This window comes from Streptomyces sp. NBC_00154, from assembly GCF_026342835.1.
Classification (GTDB): Bacteria; Actinomycetota; Actinomycetes; order Streptomycetales; family Streptomycetaceae; genus Streptomyces.
Window position 1 is genome coordinate 5,049,470 of sequence record NZ_JAPEMI010000001.1, and the last position, 12,893, is coordinate 5,062,362.

The window sequence follows — 12,893 nt, forward strand, 5'->3', positions numbered from 1 at the left end:
CAAGTGATCGCCCTTACCCTCGCCGAGATCGCCGATATCGTCGGCGGGCAGTCGTACGACATACCGGATCCGGCAGCGGCCGTCAGCGGGCCTGTCGTCATCGACTCCCGAGCGGTGGAGCAAGGCAGCCTGTTCGTCGCCTTCGCCGGCGAGCGGGTCGACGGCCACGACTATGCGCAGCGCGCCGTCGAGGCGGGCGCGGCAGCGGTGCTGGCCGCGCGCCCCGTCGGCGTCCCGGCGATCGTCGTCGACGACGTCCTGGCCGCGCTCGGTGCTCTCGCCCGGGCCGTCGTCGAACGGCTCGGCACCGCCGTCGTCGCCCTCACCGGCTCCGCGGGCAAGACCTCCACCAAGGACCTGATCGCCCAGCTCCTGGAGCGCAAGGGCCCCACCGTCTTCCCCGCGGGCAACCTCAACAACGAGATCGGACTGCCGCTCACCGCCCTGCGCGCCACCGAGAGCACCGAGCACCTCGTCCTCGAGATGGGTGCGCGCTACATCGGCGACATCCGCTACCTCACCGGCCTGGTCCCGCCGCGGATCGGCCTCGTCCTCAACGTCGGCACCGCACACATCGGCGAGTTCGGCGGCCGCGAGCAGATCGCCATCGCCAAGGGCGAGATGGTCGAGTCGCTCCCCGAGGACGGGGTCGCCGTCCTCAACGCCGACGACCCGCTCGTGCGCGCCATGTCCTCCCGTACGAAGGCCCGGGTGCTGCTCTTCGGCGAAGCCGCGGATGCGGACGTACGGGGAGAGAAGGTCCGTCTCACCGACGACGGCCGCCCCGCTTTCACGCTCCACACACCCACCGGGTGCAGCGATGTGACCATGCGCCTGTACGGTGAGCACCACGTGTCGAACGCGCTCGCCGCGGCCGCCGTCGCCCATGAGTTGGGCCTGTCCGCAGACGAGATCGCCGAAGCGCTCTCCGAGGCGGGCACCCTCTCCCGCTGGCGCATGGAGGTCACCGAGCGTCCGGACGGCGTGACGTTCGTCAATGACGCCTACAACGCGAACCCCGAATCCATGCGAGCAGCGCTGCGCGCGCTGGTCGCCATGGGGAAGGGCCGGCGTACGTGGGCGGTGCTCGGCCCCATGGCCGAGCTCGGCGACGCCTCGCTCGCCGAGCACGACGCGGTCGGACGGCTCGCCGTCCGGCTCAACGTCAGCAAGCTCGTCGCGGTCGGGGGCAGAGAAGCCTCCTGGCTGCAACTGGGCGCATACAACGAGGGTTCGTGGGGTGAGGAGTCGGTGCACGTGTCCGACGCACAGGCTGCCGTCGACCTGTTGCGCAGTGAACTGCGCGCGGGAGACGTCGTGCTGGTGAAGGCGTCCCGGTCGGCCGGCCTGGAAAAGGTCGCCCAGGCACTGCTGGAGAACTCGACCGAGGGCGAGGTCACCGGCCGATGAGGCAGATCCTCTTCGCGGGGGCCATCGGGCTCTTCCTGACCCTGGTCGGTACCCCGCTGCTGATCAAGCTCCTGGCCCGCAAGGGATATGGGCAGTTCATCCGTGATGACGGCCCGCGCAGCCACGGCAGCAAGAAGGGCACGCCCACCATGGGCGGCATCGCCTTCATCCTGGCCACGCTGATGGCGTACGTCCTGGCGAAGGTGATCACCGGCGAGCAGATGCGCTTCTCCGGTGTGCTGGTCCTGTTCCTGATGACCGGCATGGGTCTTGTCGGGTTCCTCGACGACTACATCAAGATCGTCAAGCAGCGTTCGCTCGGTCTGCGGGCCAAGGCGAAGATGGCCGGCCAGCTGATCGTCGGCATCGCCTTCGCGGTGCTGTCGCTCCAGTTCGCCGACGGCCGCGGCAACACCCCGGCCTCCACCAAGCTGTCGTTCGTCACGGACTTCGGCTGGTCGATCGGCCCGGTGCTGTTCGTGGTCTGGGCGCTGTTCATGATCCTCGCCATGTCCAACGGCGTGAACCTGACGGACGGTCTGGACGGTCTGGCCACCGGTGCCTCCGTGATGGTCTTCGGCGCGTACACCTTCATCGGGCTGTGGCAGTTCCAGGAGTCCTGCGCCAACGCGGTCACCCTGACCAACCCCAACGCCTGCTTCGAGGTCCGCGACCCGCTCGACCTCGCGGTCGTCGCCTCCGCGTTGATGGGTGCCTGCTTCGGCTTCCTGTGGTGGAACACCTCGCCCGCCAAGATCTTCATGGGTGACACCGGTTCGCTGGCACTCGGTGGCGCGCTCGCGGGTCTCGCGATCTGCTCCCGCACCGAGTTCCTGATGGCCATCCTCGGCGGCCTCTTCGTGATGATCACCATGTCCGTGGTCATCCAGGTCGGCTCCTTCAAGATGACCGGCAAGCGGGTCTTCCGGATGGCGCCGCTCCAGCACCACTTCGAACTCAAGGGCTGGTCCGAAGTCCTTGTCGTGGTCCGTTTCTGGATCATCCAGGGCATGTGCGTGATCGTCGGACTCGGTCTCTTCTACGCAGGGTGGGCAGCCGCCAAGTGAGCAACCAGGACTGGCAGGGCAAGCACGTCACCGTCGCCGGGCTCGGTGTCAGCGGTATCCCCGCCGCCCGTGTCCTGCACGGCCTCGGCGCCGTCGTCACCGTGGTCAACGACGGGGACGACGAGCGTTCCCGCGCACAGGCGGCCGAGCTGGAGGCGCAGGGGATCACCGTGCGCCTCGGCGACGGGGCGACCCTGCCCGAGTCCACCGAGCTCATCGTCACCACCCCCGGCTGGAAGCCCGACAAGCCGCTGTTCGCAGCAGCCGCCGAGGCGGGCGTCCCGGTCTGGGGCGACGTCGAGCTCGCCTGGCGACTGCGCGGCCACGACGGCAGGGAACCGGCCCCCTGGCTCGCGGTCACCGGCACCAACGGCAAGACCACGACCGTACGGATGCTCGCCTCGATCCTGGAGACGGCCGGGCTGCGCACAGCGGCCGTCGGCAACATCGGGGTCTCCCTGCTGGACGCGGTGCTCGGCGACGAGACGTACGACGTACTCGCCGTCGAGCTCTCCAGCTACCAGCTGCACTGGGCGCCCTCGCTGCGCGCCCACTCCGCCGTCGTCCTCAACCTGGCGCCCGACCATCTCGACTGGCACGGCTCCATGGAGGCGTACGTCGCGGACAAGGGCCGGATCTACGAGGGCAACCGGATCGCCTGCGTCTACAACGCGGCCGACAAGGCCACCGAGGACCTGGTCCGGCAGGCGGACGTCGAGGAGGGCTGCCGCGCCATCGGCTTCACCCTCGGGACCCCTGGCCCGTCCCAGCTGGGCGTCGTCGACGGCATCCTCGTCGACCGGGCCTTCGTGACCAACCGGCAGAAGCAGGCCCAGGAGCTCGCCGAGGTCGGTGACGTCAACCCGCCCGCCCCGCACAACATCGCCAACGCCCTGGCGGCCGCGGCGCTGGCCCGCGCGTTCGGCGTCGAGCCCAGGGCGGTACGGGACGGGCTGCGGGCCTTCCGTCCCGACGCGCACCGCATCGAGCATGTCGCGGACGTCGCCGAAGTCGCATACATCGACGACTCCAAGGCCACCAACACCCATGCTGCGGAGGCCTCCCTCGCGGCGTACGACCCGATCGTCTGGATCGCCGGCGGCCTCGCCAAGGGCGCCACCTTCGACGAGCTGGTGAGCGGGGCCGCGAAGCGGCTGCGCGGCGTCGTGCTGATGGGCCGCGACCGGGCACTCATCCACGAAGCCCTCACGCGACACGCCCCCGAGGTCCCGGTCGTCGACCTCGACCGGACCGACACTGGGGCGATGTCCGAGGCGGTCCGCGAGGCGGCACGGCTCGCCCGGCCGGGAGACACCGTACTGATGGCCCCGGCCTGTGCCTCCATGGACATGTTCGCCAATTACAACAAGCGGGGCGAGGCATTCGCGGACGCGGTCCGCGCACTCGCCGACGAGAGCGCCTGACGGGCCCGGCCGCCGCGCCGTACTGTCCCGGAGAACCGGGTAGGGGCGGCTCCGCCGCGTGCCCCGGCCTTCGGCAGCAGCCCCGGGCACGAGCAGTGGAGGGGACAGCGACAATGCCGGCCGACGAGAGCTCCGCCGCGCGCGGCACAGGCCGCTCACGGGCGACCGCGGCGATCAGCCGGGCGTTCGCCCCGCCCCTCCTGGTCTCCGCCCGCCCGGCAGGGCCCCCGGCGCCTGCCGGCCTCGCTCTGCGCGGCAGGCTGGCGGCGGGGGCCGGGCGGCGGCCCGCGGTACCGCGCTCCAGGGGCCACGACGGCTCCGGCCCGCGCACCCCCCGCAGAAGCAGTGGTGTGCGGCGGATGTACGAGCAGGCACGCCGTGCCTGGGACCGCCCGCTGACCGCGTACTACCTGATCCTCGGCGCCGGCCTGCTGATCACCGTGCTCGGCCTGGTGATGGTCTACTCCGCCTCGATGATCAAGGCGCTGGAGCTGGACAAGCCCGGCACGTATTTCTTCCGTAAACAGTTCCTCGCCGCCGTCATCGGCTCCACGCTGCTGGTGATCGCCTCCCGGATGCCCGTCAAGCTCCACCGGGCGCTCGCCTACCCGCTGCTCATGGGTACGGTCTTCCTGATGGTGCTGGTCCAGGTACCGGGGATAGGGATGTCGGTCAATGGCAACCAGAACTGGCTCTATCTGGGCGGCCCCTTCCAGCTCCAGCCCAGCGAGTTCGGCAAGCTGGCCCTGATCCTCTGGAGCGCCGATCTGCTCGCCCGCAAACAGGACAGGCGGCTGCTGACACAGTGGAAGCACATGCTGGTGCCCCTCGTCCCGGTCGCCTTCATGCTCCTCGGGCTGATCATGCTCGGCGGTGACATGGGAACTGCGATCATTCTCACCGCGATCCTCTTCGGCCTGCTCTGGCTGGCCGGGGCGCCGACCCGGCTCTTCGCCGGGGTGCTCGCCGTCGCGGGAGTCCTTGCCTTCCTGCTGATCAAGACCAGTCCGAACCGGATGTCACGCCTCAGCTGCATGGGGGTCAGCGAACCCGGTCCCGACGGCTCGTGCTGGCAGGCCGTGCACGGCATCTATGCTCTGGCGTCCGGCGGATTGTTCGGATCCGGGCTGGGTGCGAGTGTGGAAAAATGGGGCCAACTGCCCGAACCTCACACCGACTTCATCTTCGCCATCACCGGGGAGGAACTGGGGTTGGCGGGGACGCTGTCGGTGCTCGCCCTCTTCGCGGCTCTAGGCTATGCGGGTATCCGCGTGGCCGGACGCACGGAGGACCCCTTCGTGAGGTACGCCGCGGGAGGTGTGACCACCTGGATCACGGTCCAGGCCGTGATCAATATCGGTGCGGTGCTCGGCCTGCTGCCGATCGCCGGGGTCCCTCTCCCGCTGTTCTCCTACGGAGGATCGGCCCTGCTGCCGACCATGTTCGCTGTCGGGCTGCTGATCGCGTTCGCGCGGGAGGAACCCGCCGCGAAGGCGGCCCTGGCCATGCGGAGGCCCGGGGTGAGATGGAAGACGATGAGACGGCGCGTCAAGAAGCGTCCGTCCGGAGAGCGGTGAATTTCGGTGCATGTCGTACTCGCCGGTGGGGGGACCGCCGGCCACATCGAGCCCGCGCTTGCCCTCGCGGATGCCCTGCGCAGGCAGGACCCGAGCGTGGGAATCACTGCCCTGGGCACGGAGCGCGGACTCGAGACCAGGCTCGTACCCGAGCGGGGGTACGAACTGGCGCTGATCCCGGCCGTTCCGCTGCCGCGCAAGCCCACCCCTGAACTGATCACTGTCCCGGGGCGGCTGCGCGGCACCATCAAGGCCGCCGAGCAGATCCTGGAGCGCACCAAGGCGGACTGCGTCGTCGGCTTCGGCGGCTATGTCGCCCTGCCCGGCTACCTGGCCGCCAAGCGGGCCGGGGTGCCGATCGTCGTCCATGAGGCGAACGCCCGGCCGGGCCTGGCCAACAAGATCGGTTCCCGGTACGCACACGGGGTCGCCGTGTCCACCCCGGACAGCAAGCTGCGCGGTGCCCGCTACATCGGAATCCCGCTGCGCCGCACCATCGCCACTCTGGACCGGGCCCGGGTCCGCCCGGAGGCGCGCGACGCGTTCGGCCTCGACCCCAACCTGCCGACGCTGCTGGTCTCCGGCGGTTCGCAGGGCGCCCGCCACCTCAACGAGGTGATCCAGCGGGTCGCCCCGCTGCTGCAGCGCTCCGGGATCCAGATCCTGCACGTGGTCGGCCCGAAGAACGAACTGCCGCGTATCGACAACATGCCCGGGATGCCGCCCTACGTCCCGGTACCGTACGTGGACCGGATGGATCTCGCGTACGCCGCGGCCGACATGATGCTCTGCCGCGCGGGCGCGATGACCGTCGCCGAACTCTCCGCCGTCGGGCTGCCCGCCGCCTACGTCCCGCTGCCGATCGGCAACGGCGAACAGCGGCTCAACGCCCAGCCGGTGGTCAACGCCGGCGGCGGTCTGCTGGTGGACGACGCGGCGCTCACCCCCGAGTGGGTGCAGAGCAATGTCCTCCCGGTACTTGCGGATCCACACCGTTTGTATGAAATGTCCCGCGCCGCCGCCGAGTTCGGCCGCAGGGATGCCGACGACCTGCTCGTCGGCATGGTGTACGAGGCGATTGCCGCACGCCGCAACGCGTGAGGCGGGCGGGTCCGGGGGCGATCCCCCGGACCCGGCATAAGGAGCGAGCGTGGCCGGACCGACGACCGCCCGGCGCGGTACAGGGCAGCAGCAGGACGAACCGGCCCGCCCACCGCGCCCCACCAGGCGCAGACTGCTGACCGTGATCACCGTCGGCGTCCTGCTGCTCGTTTCAGGGTCCGTCTGGGCGCTCTACGGCTCGTCCTGGTTCCGGGCCGAACAGGTCACGACCACCGGTGTCGACGTACTGACCCCGGCCGAGGTGGAGGCCGCCGCCGCGGTGCCGATCGGGGCCCCGATGGTCTCCGTGGACACGGACGCCATCGCGGACCGGTTGCGCCAGAAGTTGCCTCGTATCGACTCGGTGGATGTCGTACGGTCATGGCCGCACGGCATCGGACTTAAAGTGACCGAACGCAAACCGGTCCTGTTGATGAAAAAGGACACAAAGTTCATTGAAGTGGACGTGGAAGGTGTCCGTTTCGCCACGGTGGACAGGGCGCCGAAGCGCGTACCGCTGCTCGAACTGACCCCCGATCAGTCGGCGAGTCTGCGCCGCTTCGGCAGCGGCCGGCTGGTGCGGGAAGCGGTCCGGGTCGCGGGCGAACTCCCCGTTGCAGTCGCCAAGGACACCCGGGTCGTGCGGGTCACCTCGTACGATTCGATCTCCTTGGAGCTGACCGGTGACCGCACGGTGGTCTGGGGCAGCGGCGAAGAGGGGCCGGTGAAGGCAAGAGTCCTCACCGCTCTCATGAAAGCGGCTCCCAAAGCGGGACACTTCGACCTGAGTGCACCCACCGCTCCCGCGGTGTCGGGCAGTTGACGCGCATTTGGCCTGGCCAGCACCCTGGTTGGTCAGCGCTACGGGTGATCACATAGGGTGAAAAGAAAAACGGGAGGTTCGGCGTGTTCGTTGAACGTGCGCCACTTGTCGACTTAGTGTCCTGTTCGGAAGAGTCCAAGAAGCAGACACACTGGTAACCCTAAACTTCAACGTTAGGGTTTGGGTCGGCGTTCGGACCGCCCCAATCGGCATCAGTCGTCGCCGCGGGAGATCCGCGAAGCGACGACACGTAACTCGAGGCGAGAGGCCTTCGACGTGGCAGCACCGCAGAACTACCTCGCAGTCATCAAGGTCATCGGTGTCGGCGGCGGTGGTGTCAATGCCATCAACCGAATGATCGAGGTCGGTCTCAAGGGCGTCGAGTTCATCGCGATCAACACTGATGCGCAAGCCCTGTTGATGAGCGACGCCGACGTCAAGCTCGACGTCGGCCGTGAACTCACCCGCGGCCTCGGCGCCGGGGCCAACCCGGCCGTCGGTCGTAAAGCGGCAGAGGACCACCGTGAGGAGATCGAGGAGGTCCTCAAGGGGGCCGACATGGTCTTCGTCACCGCCGGAGAAGGCGGCGGCACCGGCACCGGCGGCGCGCCCGTCGTCGCCAACATCGCTCGCTCGCTCGGCGCCCTCACGATCGGTGTGGTCACCCGCCCGTTCACCTTCGAGGGCCGGCGTCGCGCGAACCAGGCGGAGGACGGCATCGCCGAGCTCCGCGAAGAGGTCGACACCCTCATCGTCATTCCCAACGACCGACTGCTGTCCATCTCGGACCGTCAGGTCAGCGTGCTCGACGCGTTCAAGTCGGCCGACCAGGTACTGCTCTCGGGTGTCCAGGGCATCACCGACCTCATCACCACCCCGGGTCTGATCAACCTCGACTTCGCCGACGTCAAGTCGGTCATGTCCGAGGCCGGATCGGCGCTCATGGGCATCGGCTCGGCCCGCGGTGACGACCGCGCGGTGGCCGCGGCCGAGATGGCGATCTCCTCGCCGCTCCTGGAGGCGTCCATCGACGGCGCCCGTGGTGTCCTGCTCTCCATCTCCGGCGGCAGCGACCTCGGTCTCTTCGAGATCAACGAGGCCGCCCAGCTGGTGAGTGAGGCGGCCCACCCGGAGGCGAACATCATCTTCGGTGCGGTCATCGACGACGCACTGGGCGACGAGGTGCGGGTCACCGTGATCGCTGCGGGCTTCGACGGCGGACAGCCGCCGGCGCGTCGCGAGAACGTCCTCGGTGCGGGTGCCGGCAAGCGCGAGGAGCAGGCTCCGCCGGTCCGGTCCGCCGAGCCGGTGCGCCAGTCCGGCGGGCTCGGTTCCGTGCCCGTGCGCGAGGAGGCCCCGGCCGAGTCCGTGCCGGTGGCGAACGAGAGCTCGATGTCGCCGGTCTCCCAGCCGCACGTCCCGCCGGCCCGTCCCTCCTACCAGGACACCCAGGCCGAAGAGCTGGATGTTCCGGACTTCTTGAAGTGATAGGCCGGCACCACGCAGTGACCGCAGTGTCCTCCGTGTCCTCGGGGGGTGGCGCTCACTTCGCCTTCACCGACAGGTGGGGTGGGGTGAGCGCCGCTCCGTACGGGGAGCTCAACCTCGGCGGCGCGGTCGGGGACGACTCCGCCGCCGTTCTCGCCAATCGCGAGCGCGCCGCCCGAGGCCTCGGTCTCGACCCGGCACAGGTCGTCTGGATGAACCAGGTGCACGGGCGGGACGTGGCGGTGGTCGACGGACCCTGGCCGGACGGTTCCGAGATTCCCGCGGTGGACGCGGTGGTGACCGCGCGACGCGGACTCCCGCTCGCTGTGCTCACCGCCGACTGCACCCCCGTACTCCTCGCCGACCCGGTCGCCGGGATCGCGGCAGCGGCACACGCCGGCCGCCCCGGTCTGGTCGCCGGAGTCGTTCCCGCGGTGGTCGAGGCCATGGTGGCGCTCGGCGCGAAGCCCTCCCGAATTACCGCGCACACCGGCCCGGCCGTCTGCGGACGGTGTTACGAAGTCCCGGCGGCAATGCGGTCCGAGGTCGCCGAGGCGGTTCCCGGATCGTGGTCCGAGACCAGTTGGGGGACGCCGGCCGTGGATGTCACCGCCGGGGTCCATGCCCAACTCGAAGCCCTAGGGGTGCGGGACCGGCACAAGTCGCCTGCCTGCACCCTGGAATCGGGCGACCACTTCTCGTACCGCCGCGACCGCACCACCGGGCGGCTCGCCGGATATGTCTGGTTGGACTGATAGGGCATGACGGACCGTAGAACCCAACTCGCTGAAAATCTGGCACAGGTGGAGCAACGTATTGCTTCCGCCTGTGTCGCCGCCGGTCGCAAAAGGGAAGAAGTGACCCTCGTCGTGGTCACGAAGACCTATCCCGCGAGCGATGTGCGGATCCTGCATGAACTCGGTGTGCGTCATGTCGCGGAGAATCGTGACCAGGACGCGGCACCCAAGGCAGCCGCTTGTGCGGATCTGTCGCTCACATGGCACTTTGTCGGACAACTGCAGACGAACAAGGTTCGTTCTGTGGCGAGTTATGCCGATGTCGTGCAGTCGGTCGACCGGACCAAGTTGGTCACGGCCCTCTCGGCCGCCGCCGTGCGTGGCGGGCGTGAACTCGGGTGTCTCATCCAGGTCGCCCTCGACGCGGAGAGCGGCGGGCGCGGTGACCGGGGCGGCGTCGCGCCGGACGGGATCGAGGAGTTGGCCGACGCGGTGGCCGCCGCTCCGGGGCTCCGGCTCGACGGTCTGATGACCGTGGCCCCGCTCGCCGGACCGTACGCCGGGCGGCAACGCGCGGCATTCGACCGGCTGATGGAATTCTCATCCCGCCTGCGCGGGAACCATCCGGCTGCGAACATGGTCTCTGCAGGGATGAGCGCGGACCTCGAGGAAGCGGTTGCGGCCGGAGCGACACATGTGCGCGTCGGTACTGCGGTACTCGGAGTCCGACCCGGGCTCGGGTAACGTCGCCAAGCAAGTCGGACCACAGCAGAAAATATGGTCATTCCCGCCTTTGGCGGGCAGGCCTGAGTGGATCGCGGGCACTTGGTGACAGGTTCCGATCCACCACAGAGCGGAGGACTCAGAGCATGGCCGGCGCGATGCGCAAGATGGCGGTCTACCTCGGCCTCGTGGAGGACGATGGGTACGACGGTCCGGGGTTCGACCCCGACGACGAATTCGAACCCGAGCCGGAGCCGGAGCGTGACCGGCGGCGGCACCAGCCCGCGCATCAGGTGGAGCGGGACCGCGAGCGGGACGAACCGGTACGAGTGGTGCAGCCCCCCGCGCAGCGGGAGCCCGTCCAGATCTCGGCGGAGAGCGTGCGACCCGCCCGAATCGCGCCCGTGGCATCCATCACACCTGAACGCCCCAACATGGAGAAGAACGCACCGGTGATCATGCCCAAGGTCGTGTCCGAGCGGGAGCCCTACCGGATCACCACGCTGCACCCCCGGACCTACAACGAGGCCCGTACCATCGGGGAACACTTCCGTGAGGGCACTCCGGTGATCATGAATCTCACGGAGATGGACGATACGGACGCGAAGCGACTTGTCGACTTTGCGGCAGGACTTGTCTTCGGTCTCCATGGCAGCATTGAACGGGTGACGCAGAAGGTGTTCCTGTTGTCGCCTGCTAACGTCGATGTCACGGCGGAGGACAAGGCCCGCATCGCTGAGGGCGGATTCTTCAACCAGAGCTGAGAACACGACACCGGGAACGACCCCGGCCGTGAGGCCGGAGCTACGAGAGCCAGGGGAGAGGGAAGCGCGAAATGGGCGTCGCACTGCAGGTTGTCTATATCGCGCTGATGTGTTTCCTCATCGTGCTGATCTTCCGGCTGGTCATGGACTACGTCTTCCAGTTCGCACGTTCATGGCAGCCCGGCAAGCCGATGGTGGTGCTTCTTGAGGCCACCTACACTGTCACCGATCCACCGCTCAAGCTTCTGCGGCGGTTCATTCCGCCGCTGCGTCTCGGGGGCGTGGCACTCGACCTGTCCTTCTTCGTTCTGATGATCATCGTCTACATCCTGATCGCGATTGTGACCAGGCTGTGAACGATACGGTCTTGCCGACTGCCGACGACTACGTAGAGGTGAAGAAGAGATGCCGCTGACCCCCGAGGACGTGCGGAACAAGCAGTTCACGACCGTCCGTCTCCGAGAAGGCTATGACGAGGACGAGGTCGATGCCTTCCTGGACGAGGTCGAGTCCGAGCTGACCCGCCTGCTCCGTGAGAACGAGGACCTGCGCGCCAAGCTGGCCGCCGCCACGCGTGCCGCCGCGCAGAACCAGCAGCAGGGCATGCGGAAGCCGGAGCCGCAGGACCGGCCCGGGGCACCCGTGCCCGCCGCCATATCGGGTCCGCCGGTCCAGCAGCAGCCCCCGCAGATGGGTCCCCCCCAGCTGCCCGGTGGTGCTCCGCAGCTGCCCGCCGGTCCCAGCGGTCACGGTCCGGGTCAGCACGGCCCCGGCCCTCAGGGTCAGCACGGCCCCGGCCCGATGCAGGGCGGCCCCATGGGCGGTCCCATGGGTCACGCGCCGCAGCAGATGCAGCAGATGCAGCAGATGCAGCCGCCGCAGATGCAGCAGCCCGGTCAGGGACCCGGTGGCGACAGCGCCGCCCGTGTCCTTTCGCTCGCACAGCAGACAGCCGACCAGGCGATCGCGGAGGCCCGTTCCGAGGCCAACAAGATCGTCGGCGAGGCGCGGAGCCGTGCCGAGGGCCTGGAGCGCGACGCGCGTGCCAAGGCGGACGCACTGGAGCGGGACGCGCAGGAGAAGCACCGCGTGGCGATGGGCTCGCTGGAGTCGGCCCGCGCGACGCTGGAGCGCAAGGTCGAGGACCTGCGCGGCTTCGAGCGCGAGTACCGGACCAGGCTGAAGTCCTACCTGGAGAGCCAGCTGCGTCAGCTGGAGACCCAGGCCGACGACTCGCTGGCCCCGCCGCGGACCCCGGCTGCCGCTTCGCTGCCGCCGTCGCCCTCGCTGGCTCCGGCCGGTGCCATGGGACACACCATGGGTGGCAACCACGGTGGTCACGGTGGCCCGCAGATGGGCGGCAACCCGTCCATGGGCGCCGGACCGTCGTACGGTGGCCAGCAGCAGATGTCGCCGGCCATGACCCAGCCGATGGCACCGGTGCGGCCGCAGGCGCCGCAGCCGATGCAGCAGGCGCCGTCGCCGATGCGTGGGTTCCTTATCGACGAGGACGACAACTGAGCGGCTCGCGCGCGCTGAGCGCGTAGCCGTCGGCAGGCTGAGGGCCGGGCCCCGGAGATTTCCCCGGGGCCCGGCCCTTTTTCCGTGTGCAGCGGATGGGGGTGCGGGTACGCCTGCGGCGATCCTTGTCCCCGCCCCGTCGCGTTACCCGCCCCGGACCGCGCGCCGCAGTCGCCGACGAGCCTGAGGAGCCGGCCCCTCCGGCGATTGCGGAGCAGCAAAAAGGCCCGGCCGGAATGTTTCCGGCCGGGCCCCCTG

12 protein-coding genes are annotated in these 12,893 nt (G+C 69.1%); all 12 read left to right on the forward strand.

The genetic code is table 11. The features are described from left to right. The first annotated feature begins 3 nt into the window (after positions 1-3). The 12 genes from murF to OHA03_RS22680 all read left to right on the forward strand — a co-directional run bounded on the left by murF (position 4) and on the right by OHA03_RS22680 (position 12,635). Positions 4-1,410, forward strand: a complete 1,407-nt coding sequence (murF, locus tag OHA03_RS22625) for a UDP-N-acetylmuramoyl-tripeptide--D-alanyl-D-alanine ligase (protein ID WP_267005619.1) — start codon at positions 4-6, stop codon at positions 1,408-1,410. Continuing rightward, positions 1,407-2,477: a phospho-N-acetylmuramoyl-pentapeptide-transferase gene (gene mraY, locus OHA03_RS22630; RefSeq protein ID WP_030972903.1), complete on the forward strand. Its 1,071-nt coding sequence runs from the start codon at positions 1,407-1,409 to the stop codon at positions 2,475-2,477. The genes murF and mraY overlap by 4 nt, the downstream gene beginning before the upstream one ends. Then, a complete protein-coding gene (gene murD, locus OHA03_RS22635; protein WP_267005620.1) occupies positions 2,474-3,901 on the forward strand; it encodes a UDP-N-acetylmuramoyl-L-alanine--D-glutamate ligase in 1,428 nt (475 codons plus the stop codon). Before mraY ends, murD begins: the two co-directional genes overlap by 4 nt. A 113-nt stretch (positions 3,902-4,014) precedes the next feature. Continuing rightward, on the forward strand, positions 4,015-5,478 hold the full coding sequence (ftsW, locus tag OHA03_RS22640) for a putative lipid II flippase FtsW (protein WP_267005621.1): 1,464 nt from the start codon (positions 4,015-4,017) through the stop codon (positions 5,476-5,478). A 6-nt stretch (positions 5,479-5,484) separates the two neighbouring features. Beyond that, positions 5,485-6,579 (forward strand): undecaprenyldiphospho-muramoylpentapeptide beta-N-acetylglucosaminyltransferase, encoded by a 1,095-nt coding sequence (gene murG / locus OHA03_RS22645; protein WP_267005622.1) that lies wholly within the window; start codon positions 5,485-5,487, stop codon positions 6,577-6,579. A 49-nt stretch (positions 6,580-6,628) separates the two neighbouring features. Then, complete coding sequence (locus tag OHA03_RS22650) at positions 6,629-7,402, forward strand: cell division protein FtsQ/DivIB (RefSeq protein WP_267005623.1); 774 nt, start codon at positions 6,629-6,631, stop codon at positions 7,400-7,402. A gap of 276 nt (positions 7,403-7,678) precedes the next feature. Further along, positions 7,679-8,890, forward strand: coding sequence for a cell division protein FtsZ (gene ftsZ, locus OHA03_RS22655; RefSeq protein ID WP_267005624.1), 1,212 nt, complete (start codon positions 7,679-7,681; stop codon positions 8,888-8,890). A gap of 17 nt (positions 8,891-8,907) precedes the next feature. Next, positions 8,908-9,645, forward strand: a complete 738-nt coding sequence (gene pgeF, locus OHA03_RS22660) for a peptidoglycan editing factor PgeF (protein ID WP_267005625.1) — start codon at positions 8,908-8,910, stop codon at positions 9,643-9,645. A gap of 6 nt (positions 9,646-9,651) precedes the next feature. Beyond that, the gene (locus tag OHA03_RS22665) at positions 9,652-10,371 is read left to right on the forward strand and encodes a YggS family pyridoxal phosphate-dependent enzyme (RefSeq protein WP_267005626.1); all 720 of its coding nucleotides are present in this window, start codon (positions 9,652-9,654) and stop codon (positions 10,369-10,371) included. Positions 10,372-10,496: 125 nt separating this feature from the next. After that, positions 10,497-11,114 carry a cell division protein SepF gene (locus OHA03_RS22670; protein WP_266986668.1) on the forward strand — a complete coding sequence of 206 codons (618 nt, stop codon included), beginning with the start codon at positions 10,497-10,499 and terminating at the stop codon, positions 11,112-11,114. 71 nt (positions 11,115-11,185) lie between these two features. Continuing rightward, positions 11,186-11,470, forward strand: coding sequence for a YggT family protein (locus OHA03_RS22675; protein ID WP_030919359.1), 285 nt, complete (start codon positions 11,186-11,188; stop codon positions 11,468-11,470). A gap of 49 nt (positions 11,471-11,519) precedes the next feature. Beyond that, on the forward strand, positions 11,520-12,635 hold the full coding sequence (locus OHA03_RS22680; protein WP_267005627.1) for a DivIVA domain-containing protein: 1,116 nt from the start codon (positions 11,520-11,522) through the stop codon (positions 12,633-12,635). The last annotated feature ends 258 nt before the right edge of the window (positions 12,636-12,893 follow it).